This is a genomic window from Vibrio renipiscarius, assembly GCF_000827885.1.
GTDB classification, from domain to species: domain Bacteria; phylum Pseudomonadota; class Gammaproteobacteria; order Enterobacterales; family Vibrionaceae; genus Vibrio; species Vibrio renipiscarius.
This window is the reverse complement of record NZ_JTKH01000006.1, coordinates 476,242-500,214: the sequence shown is the minus strand read 5'-3', so window position 1 is coordinate 500,214 and position 23,973 is coordinate 476,242. Positions and strand designations below refer to the sequence as shown.

Below are 23,973 nucleotides of genomic sequence, written 5' to 3'. Positions count from 1 at the left end.
TTCAATACCGTCATAAGTAGACCACAATAACGATTCACAAAAAAAGCCACCGCATCGCGATGGCTTTGTAGATGGATGATAGCGCCGATGGCTACTCGACTTTGACTCTAAAGAACAGAGCGTAAAAGAGCGGAATAACGATCAACGTTAAGATGGTGGCAAACAACAAACCAAACATAATGGTCACCGCCATACTCTTAAAGAACGGGTCAACCAGCAGCGGGGCAACACCGAGAATCGTGGTTAGAGCGCCTAGCAACACCGGCCTTGCACGGCTGGTCGCAGCATCAATGATCGCATAATAAGCCACTTTACCTTGCGCGATTTCCACATCCGCTTGATCCACCAATACGATGGCATTTTTCACCATCATGCCGATTAAGCTCAAGAAGCCAAGGATGGCCATAAACTCAAATGGCGTCTGGAATACAATCAAACCAACCGTCACACCAATCACTGCCAGCGGTGCGGTTAGCCAAATCACCAATGGCTGACGCACGGCGTTAAACATGAAGATGACGGATAAAATCATCGCAGCAAAACCGTACGGCGCTGAAATGGCGAGCCCTTCATTGGCGTCTTTTGATGCCTTGTACTCACCGTACCAAACCAATTCATAACCCGCAGGCAATTCAATCGCTTCAATCTGACTGCGTACATTGTTAAAGGCATCGGATGTTAATACGCCCGGAGCCGGATCAGCTTGTACCATAATGGTTGGCATACGGTTCACACGACGCAAAATCGCGTCTTGCCAAACCACATCGACCGAATCCACTAACTGACTGACCGGAATAAACCCGCCAACCGTAGCACTATACACCTCGGTATTTTCTACCGCACGTTGGTGGTCACGTTCATTTTGTGGCGATCGCACCACAATAGGAATCAAATCATCCCCTTCACGGTACACACCAACATTACGGCCAGACAAGGTTTGGGCAATCGCAAGGTTAATCTCTTGCGTGGTTAAACCAAAGCGCTGCGCTTTTTCTGCCGAATAAACAGGACGAAGCACTGGTACTTGCTGACGCCAATCATCTTGTACCGCAATCAAATTGCTATCGGCTTGCATGACCGCTTTAGCCTGCTCAGCCAATTGACGCAACACATCACTGTCAGGGCCTTTAAAGGCCGCTTCAATTTTCTTACCGCCCCCACGCCCTAGCATGAATTTCCACACTTTGATCGACGCGTCTGGGTATTTCACAGCCAGCTCGTTTTGTAACTCAACCAATAACGGCGCAATTTTTTTGTAGTCATCGATGTCGATCAGCAACTGGCCGTAGCTGGTGTTACGCGCTTCGGGTGAGTACGTCAGCATGAAACGCAAACCACCCCCACCAATGAAACTCGCAATGTTAGTGACGCCTTCTTTCGCTTGAACGTCTTGCTCAATATTGGCAATCATGCGCTCTACGCGACTGATATCTGACCCTTGCGGCAAGTACACATCCACGACAAATTGTGGGCGTTGTGAATCAGGCATAAAGCCCGGTGGCACATACTTCAAGCTATAGACCGCTGCAGCCATTAAACCCAAGAGCATCATCATGCTCGCCAAACGGTGTCTTAGTACCCAAGCCAGTAGGGCTTTGTACATCGCCATCATACGGCCTACTTTGACTTCCCCTTTGCTGGCTTTAACTTTTAAAAAGTCAAAGCAAAGCATCGGAGTAATGGTCACGGCAAACACCCAACTTAAGAACATGGAATAAAGGATTACCCAAAATAGTGATCCCGCGTATTCCCCCATATCCGACGGCGACAAACCAATCGCACTGAACGCACAGATACCGACAACGGTACCGCCAAGCAGTGGCCATTTAGTGGCATCCACCACCTCTGACACGATCGTTTCTTTATCTTCGTCTGGGTTTTGTTGCAAGCGTACCAAGATACCATCGGTGACAACGATGGCATTGTCCACCAGCATCCCCAGTGCAATGATCAATGCACCGAGCGAAATACGCTGCATGGCAATATCTTCAATGAACATGATGCACAGTGTTGCTGCGACAGTCAGTAGCAATACAAAACCGATGATCACACCCGAGCGCACGCCCATAAATAGCAGTAGAACGAGAAAAACAATCGCCACCGCCGCAATCAAGTTATCAATAAAGTTGGTCACCGAAGCGCGAACGGAATCCGACTGCATCGAGATAACGTGTAATTCCATCCCCAGCGGACGCTGATCTTCAAGCTCAGCAAGACGCACTTTTACCGCGTCCCCCATGTCCACCACGTTCCCGCCTGTCACATTCGAGATACCAAAACCCACTGCGCGCTCGCCGTTGTAACGCATCAACATGCTCGCAGGCTCTTGGTAACCGCGCGTGACCGTTGCAATGTCACCTAAACGCATCACGGTATTGCTTTGACCCACACCCACCTGTAGGTTACGCAAGTCATCGAACGAACGAATGTTCGAGTCTGGGATCACTGGAATGCGCATATCGGTGGTTTCGATTGCACCAGCGACTGTCACCAAATTCTGCTTTTGCAATACTTGGAACACTTGCTGCGCCGATACACCAAACTTGGCTAAGCGCTCACTCGAGATCTCAACGAAGATCGTTTCTTGACGCTCAGCGAGCGTGGCCGTTTTGGCCACTCCCGGAACCAAAACCAATTGGCGGCGTAGACCGTCGACATAATCTTGTATTTGCTTGTCACTGTAACCTTCGCCCGTTACCGCGAAAAACAGCGCATACACGTCGGAAAAGTCGTCATTAACGATCGAGGGACCAGCACCTGGAGGAAGCTGACGCTGCACATCGGTAATCTTGCGTCTTAACTTATCCCATACTTGTTGCAATTCAGCTGAGCTCTTAGCAAATTCAAGCTTGATCTCAACGGTGACTTCCGACATGCCTTGCTTAGAGACGGATTTGACCTCTTTCAGCTCTTGCAATGACTGCACCGCGCCTTCAATGACATCGGTCACTTCGTCCGATACTTCCTGCGCTGTCGCGCCAGAATACGTGGTATTAATCACCGCTTGTCGAATGACAAACTCCGGGTCTTCAAAACGACCAAGCTTTAAGTAGCTGATGTAACCACCCAATAAGATCAGGGCAATCATCACCCACACGCTGGTGCGTTTGGCGATGGTATAGCGAGCAATGTTCATTAGCGAGCCTCGTTACTGCCAGATTTATCATCATCCATTGGGCGAATTTCCATTCCCTCTTGCAGACTTGATACGCCCGCAATCACCACTCTTTCACCGAGTGCTAAGTGAGCACTAATGACCACGCGATCGCGACTTAATGCGCCCACCTCAACAAAGCGTTTGGTGACCTTATTATCGCTACCGACTAACCAAACAAATTGTTTGCCTTGGTTGTCGGGAACGACAGCCGTGATCGGCAAGGTAATCAGCGGGTTATCTATATTGTTTTCTTGCTCTGCCGGTAATACTTTCACCGTCATGCCTGGAAGCACGCGATAACCGTTCAAATTTTCAAAGCCCAATACCACCGCGTAAGTTTGCGAGATAGGATCGGCTTGAGTAGCGTATGAACGTAAGTTCAAATCAAACAACTGATTTGGAATCGTACTCAGCTCAGCCGCAGCTTTTGTACTGCGCAGCCCTGAAAGCATGACACTGTCTGGAATGTGAATCACCACTTCCATGTCATTCAAATCATGCAACGTGAACACCACGGCGTTCGCTTGAATTTGCATGTGATTATCGACCAGTTTACGGCCGATGATGCCATCAAATGGCGCTTCAATACGCGTGTAGTCTAATTGACGTTGCGCTTCGTCACGACGGTTCTGCGCCAAATTAAAGCGAGTGGTTAACTCATCTAAGCTGCTTTTTGAAATCGCTTTGCTCTTTTCATAAATCGCTTTTGCACGCTGATATTCCGCTTCAATATTATTCAGCTCCAAACGAGCCGATGCCAATGCGATCTCTGCATCACGTGAATCTAAACGCGCTAAAAGTTGGCCTTGGCTAACTCTATCGCCCTCTTTCACCAAAATGTCCGTTAAACGACCACCCACACGAAACGACAAGTCTGCGCGTTCAGCGGCGCGAACGACGCCATTAAAGCTGAGATTGTCACCGCGGCTCGCCGTGATGGTTTCTATTAAGGCAGGTTTAACCGAAGGTTGAACCACTGGCGCTTCAGCTTCAGTGCCACACCCAGTCAATACCACACCAGATAAAGAGAGACCTATCGCCAATGCGAGCAATTTTAGCTTCGCGGAAATGGCGGTATTGTGTGCATTTTTCACGTTGTTCTCCTAAGAGGCAAAGATTTCATCGACTCTGAATAAGATTGAATATAGGTAAACTCACGAGTTTATTTTTGGATTCTATTTGAGCACGAACACAAAGTAAACTCAAAAGTTTACCTTGTGCGCGCATATTGTTAAACTACTGAGATTACACGTGTCGCATCGCATTTAAGGAGAAGCGAGATGACCCGCTCAGAACAAAAACGGCTCGCGATTATCGAAGCTGCCAAAGACGAGTTTATTCAGAATGGCTTTTCCGCCGCAAACATGAATAACGTTTGCGCGAATGCAGAGGTTTCAAAACGGACTTTGTATCGCCATTTTGAAAGTAAAGAATGTTTGTTCGAAGAAGTTTTAGTGCAAATTCAAGAAAGTGTTGTGCGCAACATCGACTACCCGTTTGACGAACAAACGCCACTTGAAGAGCAACTCAGATTGGTGACCTTGCGTGAAATCGACGTGATGTACAACATCTATGGCATCGCCCTATCGCGTACTATCATCATGGAGTTTTTCCGTCAGCCCGATTTAGCCAAAAGCGTGACCGAACGTCTTTACCGTACTCGCTCAGTCAGCACCTGGTTTGAGAAAGCGCTCGCCAGTGGCAAGCTGGAAGCGGGTGATGCACAAACCATCACCAGTGTGTACGTGAGTATTTTCCAAGGTTTACTCTTTTGGCCGTATGTACTCGATATTCTTCCGCAACCCGAACAGGAAGAGCTCGATAGAAAAATCGACCTCATTGTGACCACGATAGTGCGCGCATTTGCGCCTTAAACCAAACCGATTAACCTAGCCGGCTGATTTTTCGCTTTACGAGCACATCAATGGTCGCCATTCGCCATTCGCAAATGCTAAAAAGCCCCCAATAATTCGGTTCAACTATTGGGGGCCCGTTCAATTAGCCGGAACTTAGTTAACCGGATCTTGGTTTTTCATTTCCTTATCTGGTTTATTCAACTTAACACTGGCCAATCGTGAGCCACTGCTAATATTTTTCCATAAAATAGATCACATTATTCGACCCTGTCGAAACGCCAAATGTGGCCATCGCCTCTGGCGCTTGCCAATAATCCGTTTGAAGACGGCACTCATTGGACACGACAGCGAACGCCTCAATTTGCCAACAGTAACCAAGCCATTTTTCAGCGCCATCACTAAAGGTCAACGGGACTTTGGCGTAACCTGGCGCGTCAGCCCCAATATGCGTTGTCACTTGACCATCAGCGATACTCTTTGCATCCATAGAACCGTCCATGATCACAGGGATAGCTTGTCCGTCTTGCGCGGAATAACGCTCGATGTGCTCAATCTCTGGGAGACTGGCGATGCCACCTTGGCCAATCTCAGACCATTTATCCCACTCGTTAGTGATAAAACCACTTCCTTGCCAATATTCCGCATGTATCGCCATCGGCAACAATTGGTCTATCGGTCCTGAAGCATTATTTATCGCCAAACGACCAAACAGAACATCCATCGAATCACCAAGCGGGATAGGCCCACCACTGAGATCGACGCTCATGTCGCGACTTGGATAAATCGGAATCGTTCGGCCCGGCACACTAGTCGCGACTGAAGCTTGCAATGAGATACCACGTAAAGCTTGCTTACAATCAATATCCCGATAGAACATCGCCGTCTGGCTACTGATCTGCCATTGGCCTTTATTCCATGACTGTTCAAAATCTATTGGCTGATTATTCTCATCAATTAACCGCGGTTGACCACAACTTGGTTGTGGAGAATCGCCATAATCAAAATGAAGATCCGCCAACAGCGGCTGCTCGGCACCGCTCAATGCACTTGCGTCATAGAAACTAAGATCACGATGGTTCGCACTTTTAGCACTGAGTGAAAAAGCCAACGCAATATCTGGCTTGCCATAATACGTCCACGGCTTGTCAGCATGCTTCATCGGTGCCGTGAATTGACTCGATAGCAGCATATAGTCGGGATAGAAATAGCCCACTTGATCATCGTTATTCAACGAATCATGCGTTATTTTCGTATCCAAGAAGTTGGCCAAACCACTCTGCCCTGCATAGCGATCGACTGCCCAACGAGTGCGAATCGCTCCCACATTGTCATATTCAAATCGGTTAATGAGTCGCCCTGAACTGAATACTCGATTTAGCCCATTAGGCATGCTCAGTATTGGCGCGCTACTGACTTGGCTTGCGGGCATCACAACGCTGCTGTCAAAACCCGTTTTACCACTCGCCAGCGACGCGTTAAAGTTACGAGTAATCGCTCCGCCTTTTTCTACCGCAGCGACTTCAACCATAAATGGCGTACCGGCAGAGACAAAGGGCTGCTGAAGACCATTATTCTCAATCTTGTCATCGTTGGCGCTATAGTTCCGCTTTACCACCAACGCATAGGGGTTAACGGTGAAACTGATGTCGGCCGATTTTAGTAAGCCTTCCGGGGGCTGATAATCCGCCTCAACATTTAAATGGCCTGATTCTGAATAGCTGGCAGGCAACACTTCGCTCACCCCATTGGAGAACGAAATCGTACGCTTCTCACCATTGGGATTCAGCACCTTTCCTTGCAATGCCATCTCGCCAAGAACAGGCTCGAAGGCTTTGTTATAACGCAGTGTAAAGACCTTATTCCCTTGGTAGTCCGTATCAATCGCGCAACTTGCTTGATCTTCTAAGGCGATTTTTCGCGTCAGTTGCAAGGAGAACTCTTCTCCCGCTCGGTAATACTTAGGCGCTTGGTAAGGCGTGATCTTAAAACCCGTTTTGCTAAAATGCACGGAGTCGCTATCAGACCCCACATCGATGGCACTGGCGGTTAAGGTGACTGGCCCCAATTCAGAATCGGTCGCAACCCAAATTGAGCGACTTAGACTGCCATGCTTGTTGAATAATATCGTCTTACTATTCCCCGAGCAGCGCGTGCGAGAACTCGCTTCCGCGCGACCAAAAGGCGATGCATCAAACCAACAGCCACTCGGTGGATTGTCAAAACGGACATCAACATTAAGATCTTGCGACAACTCTCCGCCTTCAACATCAAGCAAAATACGATATTCAGCCACTTCACAGGTCAGTGGCGATCCAGGAGCCGTCACGTTGATGCCTTTAATGGGATTGCCAATCGCAAAACTGATGTCTTCCACTTCACCGGATGGCGCTTCACCATGAGGGCTTGTGACGGCAGTTTCCGCATAGCGCACTCTTAAATAACCTCGAGAACCCGCATTGAGGGGCACATCAATGCCTTTATTAAGGTCCACACTGCGCCACTGAGCATCACTCCCCCAGTTCACCCATGCGGTTGCTTGCCCACCCCCACGCTTATCAAGCGAAATCGCGTAGCTGCGCAAAGGCAGCAATGAGCCGTTTGGCAAACTAATTTCCGAACCCGTGGTTTTATCTCGAATGATAACCCCATCATCGGAAAGGTCTGAATCGGCATTGCCATCATGGCCGGGACCTAGGTCAGCCGACCAATGGTGCCCCAATTTCAACCATTCACTGGTGCCTAAATGGCGAGCTGGGTCCCCTGCTTCTAGCACTTCAGGCACATCGCCGTAGTCCGCATGAATGGCACAACCGCCCGCATCGTTACTGGTGGTCGATTCCTCCAACCCACGCAGCTCAAAGCGAATTTCTTGTTTCGCAATATCGACCGAATAGAGCGCGGTGGTTGGCGTTATAAGTTCAACGTGCTCCCATCGGCCGTTTTGGTTTAAGTCATGCAGACCGCCATTGGCCATCGCGAATAAAATACCGCCTTTATTAATACCAATCCCACCAGCCCCCAGTTTGCCAGCGAAATTCTGAGGCCAAACGGCTTTACCACCATCATCCGAATTGAGTACCAAATTTAAGGGAAAACGGGTGTAACTACCGGCCTTAACTGAACTGGAAATGTCTTGCAGAGCAATGCGATAAAGGTATCTTAAATCCCCCGCTAGAGCATAGACATAACGGCTATCACCACTTTGTGGGTTAAAGGCAAAGTCGGCGCTCCACGGTGTATTCTGCCGGCTCGGAATGTCGAGTTGAATGGTGTCAAACACACCCGTTGCCAAATCAATACGCACTAAGGTATGCCATGAACCTCGACCCACAATGAGATAGCGGCCATCAAGGCTCACATCACCGGCATTCGGGCGAGATAGGCGCGTATTGTTGTTGTCGGCCATTTTTTGTGTATCGAAGATTTCATTGGCATTAAAGCGGTAACGACTGCCATTTTTATCCTCAATCGTCACGCCATCGTGCGCGGCTCTCAATGGGACAAGGTGAATAAATTCCGCGGCCGGATTATGGCTTTGATCCGCCACAAAAAGGTGCACTTCACACCTTGGTCGACTTCCTGATGTACAGCCGTACCGACGGTCAGAACCCACACCGTAAGTTAAGCCGTCAAGCGGGTTTAACCCAACCACCTTGATTTCATCCGTAGCCAGTGCCGGGTTAATGCTTTCAATGGCTAATTGCCCACCATTGGCAACCCACTTTGCGTATTGATAACGGCCACTGCCTTGCGGTTCTTTTACCTGAATAAACCCATCACAACGTCCCGGTTGCGGTGTTAACTCTTGCTCGGTGATGTAGACAAGATGATCTTCAACCTCACCCTCTCTGATACTGCCATTCGCTTGTGCAAGCGAAATGCGCATAAACGTGTGACCGATGTTGTTCGACCAATCCCTATGCCCATTCCAATTCAAGGTGACTCGTTGTGAATTTCCTTGAGAAGCAATACGTTGGGGTTGTGCCATTTCATCGGCATCCATACGAGCATTGCCATCAAAATCAATCCAAGCGTTGAGCATCGCAGGTTTACCCGTGGCGTTGTAGACTTGCACATCCTCTATCTCAACCGATTGATTTCTCGTAATCATAATCGGAGAAGAAAACGTGAGCTCATCATTAAAGCCATGTTGATCATCCCCTTTAGCATAGTCAGAGCTGATCGCTTCCCTTTCTACATCCGGCGCTTCTTCGCCAATGTAGAGATTCGGCACGACATGATAGCCAACGTTAAGCGCCTCTCGATAGCGACTCGGTAAGTCCCCGAAATCATAACCAATTTCACAGCCAAATTTTGCGTTATCAAGAATATTGCCTGACGCACCATCTAACGGTTTAAGCGACTTAAAGGCGATTCGAGTCACATACTGGCCTTGAGGAACCGTATACAACCCTGAGTATGTTTCCCAGTCGTCTTTACCTTCAATGGTCTGGTTTTCGACCAAATTGCCATTTGGGGCACCGAACAGCAAAGCAATCTGTTGGTCGTCTCTAGGAGCCGATTTCGTGCGATTTGAGTAGTCAAAAGACCAGCGAATTTTTTCACCCGGCGTCGTCACAATGTCTTGATACATCATGGTTGGGTGGTAGGCATTCAACTCAGCGACATTATGGCTATTATCTAACGGCCGTTGTGCCACGTAATGATCATAGTGGTTAAACTCAATGTTATTCCGATGAGATATGGGGTATTGCTGTGCATCCGCCGCGGGATCGAGCTGCTGTACTGACCAGCCCGCGACCGAGCTTTCAGGGGTATCCCAGCCATTGTGCGTTCGCTCTGTATAAAAGTGCTCAAACGAGCCATTTTGTAACCCAGCTTCACAGCCTGCAACCTCAATTGACGGCGCGGCTATCCACACTTGATAGTCTTCAACTTCGCCGTCTTTCGCACTGCCGCTAAAATGCTCAACATCGCCTTTTTCCGTCGCGTAACGGACACGCATAAACGTTTCGCCGTGGACATCATATGGTGAGAGGTGGAAATCTGAGAGTCGATTTTGCCCCGCTTGAACCGCAACACGATCGACAATTTTTTCAGACACAAACTGACTATTACGTTCAAACCCTTGCCAGCTACCATCTTGATTTTTATCCAACCAAATCGAAACGTACCCCGATTTTGAAGCGTTGACTATGATGGTATTTTCAACCGATTCTGCATCACCATTGTGATCGAGGTAATCGGTCAGCAAAACTTTCATTTCGGCAGCGCTGCTCCCATTAACGCGTACACCGTCATCCGTTAAATCGCTCGTTGCGGTGCGTGATGGCGTGCCATTATTTTCCGCGTCAATATGGAATAAACAACTGGTCCCCGCCTCCGGCATTAAGCAGACATCGGAAACAATAGCATGACGCGCCCCCTCATCCTCTTTCGTGACGGGGTAGCGAGTCTCTTCCCAACCCGTGCCAAGATCGTGATTTGGCGCATCGCCAAAATCGTATGTGCCCCCTTGCGCAACAACGGTTGGTCCCATTTCTGACGTGTTACCACATTTATCAATGGTGATAGCGGTGATGAGGTCTCCACCATCAAAGCTTGAACCATCCAAATAACAACTCGATACATTACCGGCTGCATCAAGATGGCACGTACCGAGATAAGCCGTTCCTTCAAGAGTAGAATGACTGAATTGCCCTTGTGCTTTGTATAACTCGATCACCACATCGGTCATATCTTGTTGGCAAGAGGATAGATATGAATCCATATCATCAAGCACCACTCTTCCACTCACCACTCCGCCCACTGACACTCGCTCTAACGTCGGGTAATCAATGCCGTTATTGGCAATACCTGCCCCCCAAGTATAATGGCCATCATTCTTGGTTATATAACCTACATGGTCATTAAAGCGGAGGTCTATTGACATACCTCGAGTATCACGAAATTGGTTGCGACTTAAGTAGTTTTGGTGACCGTAGTAAACTCGAATCGCCGATACATGAGCTTTGTGAGCACCGGGGGATAGATGATCATCACCACTTTTTTCAAATGTATTATTTACAACGCTTGTCCGCTCTGAGGCGTCTAAATATAACGCCGCAGCTTCTCCCGGCGTATCTTCGCGGTTGACGGTGTCAAAAAAAACGTTTCGCTCGATGTTATTATCATCGTTGTTATAAAATCGAACCGCCGCACCTCGGGTGTGCGCAAACCGGTTACCTTCGATCGTCACGAATTGGCTGTCTTTCATCCTGATGGCATGGTCAAAATAGAGCCAATCTATGCCCGCAATGACCAAATACTGACTATCTTCGATCTCGATTCCGTTTTGTTCTTTTTCGGGGCTTTGATTTGGGCTCTTAATCGAAAGCGAAGACGCACCTTCAGCATATTGAGTTGCATCGATCCTAGTATAGAAGACATCCTCTAATTCTAGCGGCGAGCTCAAGGTTATCTGACGCTCGTTCTCCGCCAGCATAAAAATCGCATTATCGTAGCCAGCAGGATGACCTTCTTGCTGCAAAGACGCCTTTCCAAGCCCACCTTTTAGCTGCTCAGTATTGATCGTAAACTGGCGCAAAGAACCTACGCCTGAGTCACGGTTGTTGGTCACTGCGCTGTAAGAAATACCGATATTCTCATCTTTCGCATTGCCATCAACGGTGACATTAAACTGATAGTATTCACTCACAAAAGGGAATACTTGTACTGGTCGGCATTCCCGGCAACTCCCCCGCTCGGAGCGCAATTGGTTCGGTTGTGGCAAGGTTATCTTGTAATCACCGCGCGGTAGATGTTTGAAGTGAAATTTACCACCGCCGTTAGTGGTCACTGTTTGATCGACTCCGTTCCCTTCAATTCTTACCGCAACTCGATCTAAGACCGCCATCCCTTTGCCTTTATTGGCATTATGAAAATCCTTTGGAGTGCCACCAAAATCATAATGTTCAAAGACATAGCCTTGTAAATGGTATCCTTTATCCGTCGGCTCCGCGGACGCAAAAGAGACATTCAATAAAGCGAAAACAAGGACAATCCAAATGTTCTTCATGGTCTTACCTCTACTTCAAATCGACGGCTCACGCGATAAGATTGCTCGGAGCAAATCGCAGTGGATGTCACTATGGTCGCGTCGCCATTAGGCGTACACGTCACCTCAAAACGGCAGTTAGGAAAAGCCGCCATCTGATAAGAAGGCAAGCAGGATTCTTGTTTACTCCCCGTCACTGGCACGATTTCATACACCAACCTTTCTACCAATGAGCGAGCTCCCCAATACGCTCGAGTACTGAGCACTTCATAAGTGTTGGCTTGACTGGATTGCTTATTCAATTGCAGCAACTGTGCGGCAAAAAATGTCGCGATAACCATCGAAAACAAAATCACCAACAGCGCACTGCCTTGCTGTTGTTTATTGGCCATTGAGGATTTGTGCATTTTGCATAAACTCCACTTTTTCAGTACCTTGATTAACCTTTAATGAAAATTTCATGCTGACCGTGCTGGAATAGGTGCCATTGAAACCCAGCGAAAAAATCGGCTGGTTGCTCTCTACTCCTTGGGCAAATGGAATCCAAGCTGCACCGTTGAGCACGCCTCGCCCTGCCACGTTAATGGGATAGTTTGGGTAGTAACGTATTTGTGCTGCCGTGGCACACATCTGTCGCGCAAAAGGCTGATAAACAAATAACCGATTTGAAGGCGTTAAAGGTCTTCTCAACAGGCTTTCAGCCACCGTAAGGGACTGACTACCGACAGAGGTCAAAGTGAAAATTTGATTGCTCACATTGGCGCCAAGGTATAACTCTTCCGACTTACGTGGATAAATACTCACCAAACACGGTTGAGCGGGATCGACAAAGCATTGAGCGAGTAACGAGCGGCGGATTGGATGAGCAAGAGGCAGTTCCGTACCACTATGACGAGCGCTGAGATCCAGTTGATCGGGTAAAAACTCGCCAACATAAAGCATGGGTATATATTCGATGCACTCACCTTGACCCAGAATGCGGGGACTCATCGGCACCGTATTGGGTAATTCACGACTAAAACGAGTGAGCAGAAAGCGGGCCTCTTCGAGCGCAGATAAGCGGTATTGCGTCCCCATATACAGCGTTGAACTGATCACACCATAGTTGATTAAACCCACGCTGATGATGCCAATAATCACCATGCTGACGACCATTTCAATCAGCGTGAAACCTTTATTCCCCGCTGACATCGACGTTTGTATACGTTGATTCATCAATAGTTGCTCCGGAACGCATTAAACGTCAGCGCTTGCCCATTTTGGCCACGTTGGATAGTCAGAGTGACTTGCTTGGTTGGGGTTGGCGCACTGCCTAGCGGCAAGGCTTGAAATTGGTCATTGGCATAGCGCACGCTTATCGTCACTAAAAAACCTTGATAAGCGCCATCAGTATCGAGTCCAAATTCGTTGATCGGCTTCGCCACACCGCGCGTGTCGTAGTCATCAAAATCATCGCGCCGATGATTAAGATCGTTATCGTCTAAGCCAATGCCAGTAGAACACGGCAGTGATGCGCTACCGCATCGCTCAACATGCTGGATATTGACCTCATCAAACTCACGCGAATACATTTCTTGCAATAGCCATGTGGCGAGTTGCGATGCACGCTGTTGAGTTAACACATCGGCACTTTGCACCGCCGCGGGTGCCAATAATGAAGAAAACGCAATCATGAGAAAGCCCGCAAGGCAAATAGCGATGACATTTTCAATTAAGCTAAAACCACGCTGATGCACACGACGATAGAATGCCGAGGAGTGGCTTCGTTTATGAGCAAACATCAACGTACCCTTCTTGATAGATGATGAACTGCTTACTCGCTTCTTGTGACGAAGAGAGCTGAATCACCGTTTGGTTATTACTGTTATGAGCAGCGCTGACAACACGCCCCATGGTATCGAAGGAGAATTGCTGGGGTGAAAAACGAATACCACGCTGCAGATCCGCATCACTAATGGTCACTAAGCGACTACAGAATGGACCGCTACAGTGAGCGCTATCATTGAGGTCTAGACTTCTGTTTTGCCAGTTGAGTGCTGTGGGTGTCACAATAATTTGGTAAGCAGAGCTGCTCGCAACATCATTCATTGCTTGTGTTTGCACGCGGCGTACCGCCGATCTGGCAACGTGGCAGTAGCTTGGCAATGTAAAACCTGAGATGGACGGAAACCTCGTGTAAGCCACGGCCCCTAAAATTGAAAGGATGATGATTGTCACCACCAACTCGACAAGTGTAAAACCGGTCTCGTTTCGACGTGTACAACGTCGAGAGGTATGGCTTCGAGGTTTGAGCAGCATAAGTAAGAAAAAGTCAGTCAATCATTTAATTTTTATCACTGAATTCTAACGTTATTTGCACTTTGTTACATTGAATATCTGAACGAAAATCACACTTAATGCGCGTTATTGTGTCATTTTAATGCCCACTTAGATTAATTGATGACAAAGCCGCCGATTGCACTCAAGTTCATTACAAAAAATACACTTACTGCACACAATGGGCATATGCAATAAGTAGCCTTCACTTTCGCTCTCTGCATGACGAGAAATCGCCACATAACATTGCACGATAAGACGCTTTTATTCTCTCGGGCAATGAGGAATCAAAGCGTACTCAAGATGATGATCGCGGAATAAAAAATGGGCTTTATAAATCCTCACGACCATGGAAAGACAGTAAATCCAATTCTGGACCCGTTGGAACAATTTGGGTCGGATTGATACTGGTATGGCTAAAATAGTAATGACGCTTGATGTGATAAAAATCGGTGGTCTGCGCGACTCCTTCCACTTGATAGAGTTCTTTAAGGTAACCATTGAGGTTGGGATAATCGGCTATGCGCTGCTTGTTGCATTTAAAATGACCAACATAGACTGCATCAAAACGAATCAATGTAGTGAACAAACGCCAATCCGCTTCGGTCATTTGGTTACCCGCAAGGTAGCGATGTGTTTCAAGATGGCGTTCAACGCGATCAAGGGCACTAAACAATTGCTCGTAGGCTTCTTCATACGCCTCTTGAGTGGTGGCAAAACCACAGCGATAAACACCGTTATTAATGGCGGGATAAATGAACTCGTTCCACTCGTCAATTAAACTGCGTAGCGGCTTGGGATAATAATCGACGGTATTGCCCGTGAGTTGATCAAACTCGCGGTTAAACATGCGAATGATCTCTGACGATTCATTACTGACGATGGTTTGGGTTTGCTTATCCCACAAAACAGGGACGGTGACACGCCCGGTATAATCTGGCTTTGCGTGCGTGTAAATTTGATGCAAACGAGTGTAGCCGAATAAAGGCTCTGGCAAGCCCATTTGCCAACCTTCGCCGAGCATATCAGGACAAACAACCGTCACATCGATATGCGGCTCTAGCCCTTTTAGCGTTCGTAGAATGAGCGTGCGATGGGCCCAAGGACAAGCAAGGGACACATAGAGATGGTAGCGACCGGATTCTGCTTGAAACTGAGCTTGCGGGCTATCTTGCACCCAATCACGAAAGCCCGCGTCTTCACGAACAAACTTCCCGCCATTTGATTTAGTGTCATACCATGTGTCGTGCCAGGTACCGTTAACCAGTTGCCCCATTTTCTTCGCTCCTTCATCCTTAGATTGGAGAAAGTATAATCGGTATACCACAAGAGATAAGCAGAAGAAATTGCCCTAGATGTTCAACTTTTTCAAAGGAAGTCAGCCCATTCAATCGAGGCCGTAGAGGGGATAGCGAGGATAAAAAACGCCCACATTAAGTAGGCGTTTGAGAGGTCAGCGTTAAAAAACGAGCGTTATATTTGAGGATTCATGTAGCCATCCAACACCGCGACGGTGTTGTAGCCAAGATCATCGACCGCATACCCACCTTCAAAAACAAACAAGGTTGGCAGTTGTAACTGACCTAATTGACGACCAATTTCAGCGTAGTTATCACGGTTTAATTTGAAGTAACTGATTGGGTCGTGCTCGTAGGTATCCATACCCAAAGAGATCACCAAAGCATCCGCGCCAAACTGTTGGATTTTTTCCAACGCGGTTTGCAGCGCAGGACCATAGAGTGTCCAGTCCGTTTTCCCTTGAGGTAGAGGCAGGTTGAGGTTGAAGCCTTCACCAGCACCTTCCCCCACTTCATCAGCAAAGCCGATATAGTGCGGGTAATCGTAATCAGGATCACCATGGATCGACACAAACAGCACATCATCGCGCTCATAGAAGATGCTTTGTGTGCCATTGCCATGATGGTAGTCCACGTCCAATATCGCCACTTTCTCTTTGCCTTGACGACGCAAAGATTCAGCTGCCAATGCAGCATTATTAATATAGCAATAACCGCCCATCAAATCGGGCGCAGCATGGTGACCTGGCGGACGACACAAAGCGAACGCAGATGGCTCACCTTGGGCAATTAAATCTGCTGCCGTTAACGCACAATCCGCAGCCGATTGGATCGCCTCCCAACTGGTTTTAGTGATCGCCGCCGTCATGTCGAAACTGTAGTAACCCAGCTTACCTTCGATATCTTTCGGGATACGATGGCGTAAATGACGCGGACTCACAAAACAGTATGGTGAAGCATCGTGCTCGCTACCGAAACGCGCTTCCCACTCTGACCATGCCGATTGTAAGAACTCAACGTAATCAGCGGTATGCACCCACTGCATCGGTTCTGTGCCATAACTATTAGGCGCAACCACACTAAAGCCGCCATGCTGATCAATGGCGTTTAGCACCATGTCAGCACGTTCGGGTTTTTCAAAGCACGCGGTTGGTTCACCAGAAAGAAACTCGTATTTCACGCGGTGTAAACGCTGCTTCTCGCTATAAATAACTTTCACTACTTCTTAAGCTCCATCCAGTAACGCTCATAAGATCCTACTGCGTCACCGACACTACCAAGAAATTGACCTTTTTGTTTAACGTCGGCTGGCGGGAAAATAATTTCGCTATCGCGAATTTCTGCGGGTAGATGTGTCAGTGCTTGTAGGTTTGGCACAGCATAGCCGATCTCTTTCACAACCGTCGCCTGATTTTCAGCTTCTAGCAAGAAGTTAATGAAGGCATAAGCCGCTTCTTTATTCTGGGCTTTTTCAGGAATAACGATGTTATCCATCCAAAAGATCGCGCCCTCTTCTGGGTACACAAAGCGAATCGCTGGATTTTCTTGCAGGGCACGATAAGCCGTACCATTCCACTGCATACCAACGTTCACTTCACCGGTAATAAGCGGTACATGTGGCGCATCTGAATTGAACACCATAACATTAGGCTTAAGCTTTGTTAGACGTTCATACGCTTGTTGCAGTTCTTCTGTATTTTGAGAGTTAACGCTGTGACCATCTAAGATCAATGCCATTCCCATGACATCACGCACATCATCGGTCAATAACAGCTGGCCTGCATATTCGCTGTTCCACAAATCAGCCCAACCCGTTAACTGACTGCCGTCGATCACGTCAGAGTTATAACCAATTGCTGTGCTGCCCCACATATAAGGCAAAGAATATTGGTTTTCTGGGTCAAAACTTTGATTCATGATGCTCGAATCAAGATGAGCAAAGGCATCGATTTTCGATTTATCGATACGATGCAGTAATCCGTCATTCGCCAATTTAGAGACGTAGTAAGTCGATGGCACAACGATGTCGTAACCTTCACCATCGATAAGCTTAAGCTTAGTGTACATGGTTTCATTACTTTCAAAGGTGGCGTAATTAACTTTAATACCGGTTTCTTTGGTGAAGTCTTCGATAATAGACTGAGGAAGATACTCAGACCAATTATAGATATTAAGTGTTGTTGAAGACCAAACAGGAGAAGAAGAGAGAAGGCCGACAAGGGCCGAAGCAACAAGAGAATTTTTCATTTACGTTAACATGCTATCAATGTTCATAACGCGATATTGCGCGTGGCGGATTTAATCGCAGTCTCAGAATGAGATCAAGCGCACGTCATGCAGTTTATTGATAGAGCTCACAACTATAATAAAGCCATCATTTAATTGTGGATTTTAATGCCATTTTAACGTTTGCATTCTCACCAGATAAAAAAAGCGCGACCTACAAAGAAGCCGCGCTTATGCCTGTCACAGGCAAAATCTTAATGACGGAACAGTGACACCGCTAGATGCTTACTTGTAAGCATCTAGCGGCATGAATGTCGGAACCTTCTAGTTGTGGCTTTTGCTGTGCACACATGTCACTTGCTTGAGGGCAACGCGTGCGGAACACGCAACCCGAAGGCGGGCTAATTGGCGAAGGCAAATCCCCTTCCAACATTTGAATCGTCTTTGCTCGTTCTAATCTTGGATCGGGAATCGGCACCGCAGACATCAATGCTCGGGTATACGGGTGTTTTGGGTCCGCAAACAACGCATCGGTCTCACCCAATTCCACTTCGTTTCCTAGGTACATCACCAATACGCGGTCAGAAATGTGCTTCACCACTGACAAATCGTGAGCAATAAAAACCAATGACAAGCCAAGCTCTTTTTGCAGCTCTTTCAGCAAGTTAACAACCTGAGCTTGAATCGAAACATCCAGCGCAGAGACCGGCTCATCGCAGATGATCATTTTTGGTTTTAAAATCAGAGCTCGGGCAATACCAATACGCTGACACTGACCACCTGAAAATTCATGCGGATAGCGGTTAATCACGTTCGGCAGTAACCCTACCTTGGTCATCATCTCTTTGACGCTGTCTTTAACTTGTTGCTTTGAAAGCTCTGGGTAGAAGGTTTCTAGCGGCTCAGCGATGATGTCGCCCACGGTCATGCGAGGGTTCAGTGACGCCAGTGGGTCTTGGAAGATCATCTGAATTTCTTTGCGCGTTTCACGGCGCTGAGCGCTGGGCATCTTAGTCAAATCTTGACCTAGCCACACCACCTCGCCTTCCGTCGCTTCAACTAAGCCAATGATCGCTCGCGCAAAAGTGGATTTACCACAACCAGACTCGCCGACCACACCTAAGGTTTCACCTTCATACAGACGAACATTGACGCCATCGACCGCTTTCAAGCTGGCAGGTTTGGCCCATGGCCATGCCGATTTAGAGGCAATGCTGAAGTGAACTTTAAGATCTCTAACGTCCAGTAGTAATTTTTTATCTGTGCTCATCGGTTCCAAGCCTCCCAATCAGAAAAACACGCGCGCTGACGATCATCGCCGAATGGCAACAAGATCGGCGCTTCTTGCGAGCAACGCTCGGTGACACGGTGACAACGTTCTTGATATGGACAACCGGTTGGCAAACGCAGTAGGTTTGGCGGGTTACCTGGAATCGTTGGCAGTATCTCCCCTTCCGTATCAAGGCGCGGGATCGCTCTTAATAGACCTTCCGCGTACGGGTGGCTTGGGTTATAGAAAATATCATCCACCGAACCATATTCCATGGTACGGCCAGCATACATCACCAACACTTTGTCACATGAACCGGCCACAACGCCTAAGTCGTGCGTGATCATGATAATCGCCGTGTTGAACTCTTGTTTCAGCTCGTTAAGCAAATCCATGATCTGCGCTTGAACCGTCACATCCAATGCCGTGGTTGGTTCATCGGCAATCAGCAATTTAGGGCGACATAGCAGCGCCATGGCAATCATCACACGTTGGCGCATACCGCCTGAAAACTCGTGCGGATACATGGTGATACGTTTACGCGCTTCTGGGATTTTTACCGCTTCCAGCATGCGTACTGACTCTTCAAACGCTTCTGCTTTACCCATGCCTTTGTGCAGCATCAACACTTCCATAAGCTGATCGCTCACTTTCATGTATGGGTTAAGCGACGTCATCGGGTCTTGGAAGATCATCGCAATTTGCTCAGCGCGCACTTTGTTCAGTTCTTTCTCTGGCAAATTAAGGATTTCACGTCCTTCAAATTTTGCGCTACCAGAAATAATGCCGTTTTTTGCAAGCAGACCCATAATGGCAAATACGGTTTGTGATTTACCTGATCCTGACTCACCAACGATACCCAAGGTTTCACCTTGGTTCAGTGAAAAATTCAAATCGTTAACTGCGGTAACAATACCATCTTGAGTGGTAAATTCGACGCGCAGATCTTTGACATCTAATAAGCTCATCTTCGCTTCCTTATCATTGTTATTATTGGTTATCTGTCTTTAGGATCCAGCGCATCGCGCAGGCCATCACCAACGTAGTTGAAGCAGAATAGAGTCACAACCATGAACGCGGCTGGGAATGCCAGCTGCCAGATTGCAATTTCCATCGTTTGCGAGCCTTCTTGTAGCAGCGCGCCCCAACTTGTCATTGGCTCTTGAACACCAAGACCAAGGAATGAAAGGAAAGATTCTGTCAGAATCATACTTGGGATAAGCAAGGTTGAATAAACCGCTACAATACCCAAAACGTTCGGCACGATATGACGCGTGATGATCTTCCAGTTACTCACACCACACACATGCGCCGCTTCGATGAACTCTTTACTACGCAAGCTCAGCGTTTGACCACGTACAATACGCGCCATGTCGAGCCAAGCAATCGCACCGATAGCAACAAAGATCAGCACGATATTACGGCCAAAGAAGGTGACTAACACAATCACAAGGAACATAAATGGTACGGCGTATAGAATCTCTAGAATACGCATCATGATGCGATCCACTTTACCGCCAATAAAGCCAGAAGCCGCGCCGTAAAGCGTACCAATCAATACCGCAACAAAAGCGCCCATCACACCGACCATCAAGGAGATGCGGCCACCAACCAAAGTACGAACGTATAAGTCACGTCCTAGGCTATCGGTACCAAACCAGTGCTCAGCGTTCGGTCCAACGTGCATGGCATACCAATCCGTATCATCAAAGGCATACGGAGAAAACATCGGCAAAAAGACCACCGCCAATGTCATCAACACTAAAATAAACAAGCTCACCATCGCCGCTTTATTACGCATAAAACGGATACGAGCGTCTTGCCATAAACTGCGACCTTCAATTTCTAAGTTTTCAGAGAACTTCTCGATCGCTTCAAGGTTTTCTTTTTTCGTCAACATAACCATACATCCCTGCTAGTAGCGAATTTTCGGGTCGATCATTGCTAGTAAAATATCAACGATGGCGTTGAATAGAATAAAGAGGAAACCAATCAAGATGGTGACACCCATTACTAGCGAATAGTCACGGTTGAAGGCAGCATTCACAAACAGCTTACCTATACCCGGTAGACCAAAAATGGTTTCTACCACAACCGAACCGGTGATGATGCCGACAAACGCAGGCCCCATGTATGACACTACAGGTAACAATGCAGGTTTTAGTGCGTGTTTCACCACGATATACGGGTAGCTCAAACCTTTCGCACGCGCAGTACGAATAAAGTTACTGTTTAAGGTTTCAATCATTGAACCACGCGTAATACGCGCAAAGGTGGCGACATAAAGCAATGACATGGCGATAACAGGTAACACTAAATATTGGAACCCACCATCTTGCCACCCGCCCGCTGGGAATATTTTCCAATGCAGCGAGAAAAGGTAAATCAGTGCCGGCGCCAAAACAAAGGAGGGCAATACCACCCCGAGCATCGCGGTCGACATAATGGCGTAGTCAACGATACTGTTCTGCCGCAAAGCGGCAAACGTCCCGATCGAGACACCTAGAATCACGGTGAAGATAAAGGCAATCACCCCTACTTTTGCCGAGACTGGCAAAGCGTCTGCCATCAACTCATTCACTGAGTAATCAAGGTATTTAAACGATGGGCCAAAATCACCTTGAATAACGTTGGTTAGGTAGGTGAAATATTGCTCAGCGACTGGCTTATCAAGGCCGTATTTCGCTTCAATGTTAGCCATAACTTCTGGTGGTAAAGGACGTTCGCTTGAAAATGGGTTACCCGGAGCGAAACGCATGAGAAAGAAAGATACTGTGATCAACACCAACATGGTTGGGATCGCTTCAAATATCCTTTTTGCGATGAATTTAAGCATAAACTCACTCTTTCAGTCTGTGACAGTAAAATATAGGAATGTGTACCAGGCGACAGACGCAACTATCCCGCTTAGTCTGTCGATAAACCAAGGTACAATTGGCCACTGCATACGCTCAACACGTTATGCAGTAGCTCTATTTTTATAATTCTATCGGGTGAATAATTACTCGATGATGTAAAGATCTTTCGAGTAGATTTTCTCTTCTGGGTTGTTTGCTGGGAAGCCACCAACTTTAGGAGACAGTAGACGTGATTTCACGTACTGGTAGATAGGGGCGATAGGCATGTCTTTCGCCATCAACTTCTCAGCTTCGGCGTAAAGGGCTTTACGCTCTTCTTCTGACGTTGAGGTGATCGCGCGTTCCATCAAATCGTCGTACGCTTTGCTATCGTAGTGAATACCACCAGTGGTGTTGCCGCTCTTCATCAGAGTTAGGAACGAAGAGGCTTCGTTGTAGTCACCACACCAACCCGCACGAGCAATTTCGAAGTCGCCCGAATCTTTTGTTGATAGGTAGGTTTTCCACTCTTGGTTTTCAAGCGTAACATTCAAGCCCAGTGATTTTTTCCACATAGAGCCCAAAGCGATTGCCACTTTTTTGTGGTTTTCAGACGTGTTGTATAGCAGGGTGAATTTCAGTGGGTTGTCGTCACCGTAGCCCGCTTCTTCCAGTAGACGTTTCGCTTCTGCGTTACGCTCTTGCTGGGTCATCTTACCGTATGCTGGCATTTCTGGTTCAAAGCCCGCGGTGATTTCAGGTGTTAAGAAATACGCAGGTTTTTGGCCTTGGCCCATAATGGCATTCGCAACGATGTTACGGTCGATGGTGTAAGAAACAGCCTGACGAACTCGAACGTCATCAAACGGCGCTTTCTTGGTATTAAATAGGTAGTAGTAAGTACACAGGTTACCAACCACGGATACCGATTCTGGCTGCTGCTTAGACAAACGCTTGAAGTGCTCTAAAGGCAGTTCGTTCGTAAAGTCGATTTCACCAGACAAGAAGCGGTTCATCTCTGTAACTTGGTTTTCGATTGGCAAGAAGGTAACTTGGTTCAGTACCGTCTTATCGTTATCCCAGTATTGCTCATTACGCTTTAGAACGAGACGCTCATTCACAACCCATTTGTCGACAACAAATGCGCCATTACCCACAAAGTTTTCTGGCTTGGTCCATTGATCACCAAACTTCTCAACCGTCGCTTTATGAACAGGTTTCGTTGTGGTGTGGCCCATCATCATCACAAAGTATGGTACTGCCGAGTCTAACTCAACCACTAAGGTTTGATCATCCAGCGCTTTCACGCCTAATGTGCTCTTATCTGCTTTTCCTGCAATGATGTCTTTTGCATTCTTCATCTTGGTGTATTCCATGTACCAAGAGTAAGGAGATGCCGTCATAGGATCGACAGAACGCTGAAAACTGAAGACAAAATCGTGTGCAGTTACTGGATCGCCATTAGACCATTTTGCATCTTTGCGTAAGTGGAAGGTGTAAGTTTTGTTGTCTGCCGTTTCCCAAGTTTCAGCCACGCCTGGGATGATATTGCCATTTGCATCTTGGCCAACTAAGCCTTCAAGCAAATCCGCGATAACATGAGACTCTGGTACACCTTGAGATTTGTGTGGGTCAATCGTCGCAACTTCTGTGCCGTTACCGCGAACCAGTTCTTGAACTTCTGCAAGTTGAGTGCCTGCAGGAACGTCTGCTGCAAATGAAACGGTCGAAGTGGCAGCGACGGCCAGACCAGCGCCTAGAAGAAGGGCTTGGGTGATTTTATTCTTATACATGTGTAAAACTCCAAGTTTTTTTATTGCATCCATGACTCCTTTGCAAGTCCACTAGAACGAATAGTGGTTTAGTTTTTGTTCGCTCAATAAATAAGCATAAATAACTAAAACCTCACAAAGGTTGTGGCACACATTAGCAATCCCCAAAGTAATTTGCCATCAAAATGTATTAAAAATTGAATAATCCCTCACAAATACAACATGACACCGCAGAAATACCACC

General features: G+C 47.4%; 16 protein-coding genes. 1 reads left to right on the top strand and 15 read right to left on the bottom strand.

The features are described 5' to 3' along the window. Window positions 1–91: 91 nt before the first annotated feature. Together OJ16_RS05490 and OJ16_RS05485 are read right to left on the bottom strand one after the other, a co-directional pair. Complete coding sequence (locus OJ16_RS05490; protein ID WP_040988191.1) at window positions 92–3,136, bottom strand: efflux RND transporter permease subunit; 3,045 nt, start codon at window positions 3,134–3,136, stop codon at window positions 92–94. Further along, window positions 3,136–4,251: an efflux RND transporter periplasmic adaptor subunit gene (locus tag OJ16_RS05485; protein ID WP_040988189.1), complete on the bottom strand. Its 1,116-nt coding sequence runs from the start codon at window positions 4,249–4,251 to the stop codon at window positions 3,136–3,138. Before OJ16_RS05485 ends, OJ16_RS05490 begins: the two co-directional genes overlap by 1 nt. Window positions 4,252–4,437: 186 nt before the next feature. Between OJ16_RS05485 and OJ16_RS05480 the strand changes: the two genes are divergently transcribed. Further along, a complete protein-coding gene (locus OJ16_RS05480) occupies window positions 4,438–5,031 on the top strand; it encodes a TetR/AcrR family transcriptional regulator (protein ID WP_040988187.1) in 594 nt (197 codons plus the stop codon). 211 nt (window positions 5,032–5,242) lie between these two features. On the opposite strand, the gene OJ16_RS05475 is transcribed toward OJ16_RS05480, so the two are convergent. From OJ16_RS05475 to OJ16_RS05415, 13 genes are all read right to left on the bottom strand, one after another. Then, the gene (locus OJ16_RS05475; protein WP_052810324.1) at window positions 5,243–12,031 is read right to left on the bottom strand and encodes a DUF6701 domain-containing protein; all 6,789 of its coding nucleotides are present in this window, start codon (window positions 12,029–12,031) and stop codon (window positions 5,243–5,245) included. Beyond that, window positions 12,028–12,417: a hypothetical protein gene (locus tag OJ16_RS05470; RefSeq protein ID WP_040988185.1), complete on the bottom strand. Its 390-nt coding sequence runs from the start codon at window positions 12,415–12,417 to the stop codon at window positions 12,028–12,030. The genes OJ16_RS05475 and OJ16_RS05470 overlap by 4 nt, the downstream gene beginning before the upstream one ends. Beyond that, complete coding sequence (locus tag OJ16_RS05465; protein ID WP_052810325.1) at window positions 12,392–13,225, bottom strand: PilW family protein; 834 nt, start codon at window positions 13,223–13,225, stop codon at window positions 12,392–12,394. The genes OJ16_RS05470 and OJ16_RS05465 overlap by 26 nt, the downstream gene beginning before the upstream one ends. Further along, window positions 13,225–13,791 carry a type IV pilus modification PilV family protein gene (locus OJ16_RS05460; RefSeq protein WP_040988183.1) on the bottom strand — a complete coding sequence of 189 codons (567 nt, stop codon included), beginning with the start codon at window positions 13,789–13,791 and terminating at the stop codon, window positions 13,225–13,227. The genes OJ16_RS05465 and OJ16_RS05460 overlap by 1 nt, the downstream gene beginning before the upstream one ends. After that, the gene (locus tag OJ16_RS05455; protein ID WP_052810326.1) at window positions 13,778–14,308 is read right to left on the bottom strand and encodes a type IV pilin protein; all 531 of its coding nucleotides are present in this window, start codon (window positions 14,306–14,308) and stop codon (window positions 13,778–13,780) included. The genes OJ16_RS05460 and OJ16_RS05455 overlap by 14 nt, the downstream gene beginning before the upstream one ends. Window positions 14,309–14,657: 349 nt before the next feature. Further along, window positions 14,658–15,602, bottom strand: coding sequence for a glutathione S-transferase family protein (locus OJ16_RS05450; protein WP_040988181.1), 945 nt, complete (start codon window positions 15,600–15,602; stop codon window positions 14,658–14,660). Window positions 15,603–15,799: 197 nt separating this feature from the next. Further along, window positions 15,800–16,843 (bottom strand): histone deacetylase family protein, encoded by a 1,044-nt coding sequence (locus OJ16_RS05445; RefSeq protein ID WP_040988179.1) that lies wholly within the window; start codon window positions 16,841–16,843, stop codon window positions 15,800–15,802. Beyond that, on the bottom strand, window positions 16,843–17,871 hold the full coding sequence (locus tag OJ16_RS05440) for an ABC transporter substrate-binding protein (protein WP_040988178.1): 1,029 nt from the start codon (window positions 17,869–17,871) through the stop codon (window positions 16,843–16,845). The genes OJ16_RS05445 and OJ16_RS05440 overlap by 1 nt, the downstream gene beginning before the upstream one ends. Window positions 17,872–18,127: 256 nt before the next feature. Next, the gene (gene oppF / locus OJ16_RS05435) at window positions 18,128–19,120 is read right to left on the bottom strand and encodes a murein tripeptide/oligopeptide ABC transporter ATP binding protein OppF (protein ID WP_040988175.1); all 993 of its coding nucleotides are present in this window, start codon (window positions 19,118–19,120) and stop codon (window positions 18,128–18,130) included. Beyond that, a complete protein-coding gene (gene oppD, locus OJ16_RS05430; protein WP_040988173.1) occupies window positions 19,117–20,088 on the bottom strand; it encodes an ABC transporter ATP-binding protein in 972 nt (323 codons plus the stop codon). The genes oppF and oppD overlap by 4 nt, the downstream gene beginning before the upstream one ends. Before the next feature lie 29 nt (window positions 20,089–20,117). Further along, window positions 20,118–21,020 carry an oligopeptide ABC transporter permease OppC gene (gene oppC / locus OJ16_RS05425; protein WP_040988171.1) on the bottom strand — a complete coding sequence of 301 codons (903 nt, stop codon included), beginning with the start codon at window positions 21,018–21,020 and terminating at the stop codon, window positions 20,118–20,120. A gap of 15 nt (window positions 21,021–21,035) precedes the next feature. Continuing rightward, entirely contained in the window at window positions 21,036–21,956 is a 921-nt protein-coding gene (gene oppB, locus OJ16_RS05420) for an oligopeptide ABC transporter permease OppB (RefSeq protein ID WP_040988170.1), read from the bottom strand. Window positions 21,957–22,121: 165 nt separating this feature from the next. Continuing rightward, window positions 22,122–23,750, bottom strand: a complete 1,629-nt coding sequence (locus tag OJ16_RS05415) for an ABC transporter substrate-binding protein (protein WP_040988830.1) — start codon at window positions 23,748–23,750, stop codon at window positions 22,122–22,124. Between the last annotated feature and the right edge of the window lie 223 nt (window positions 23,751–23,973).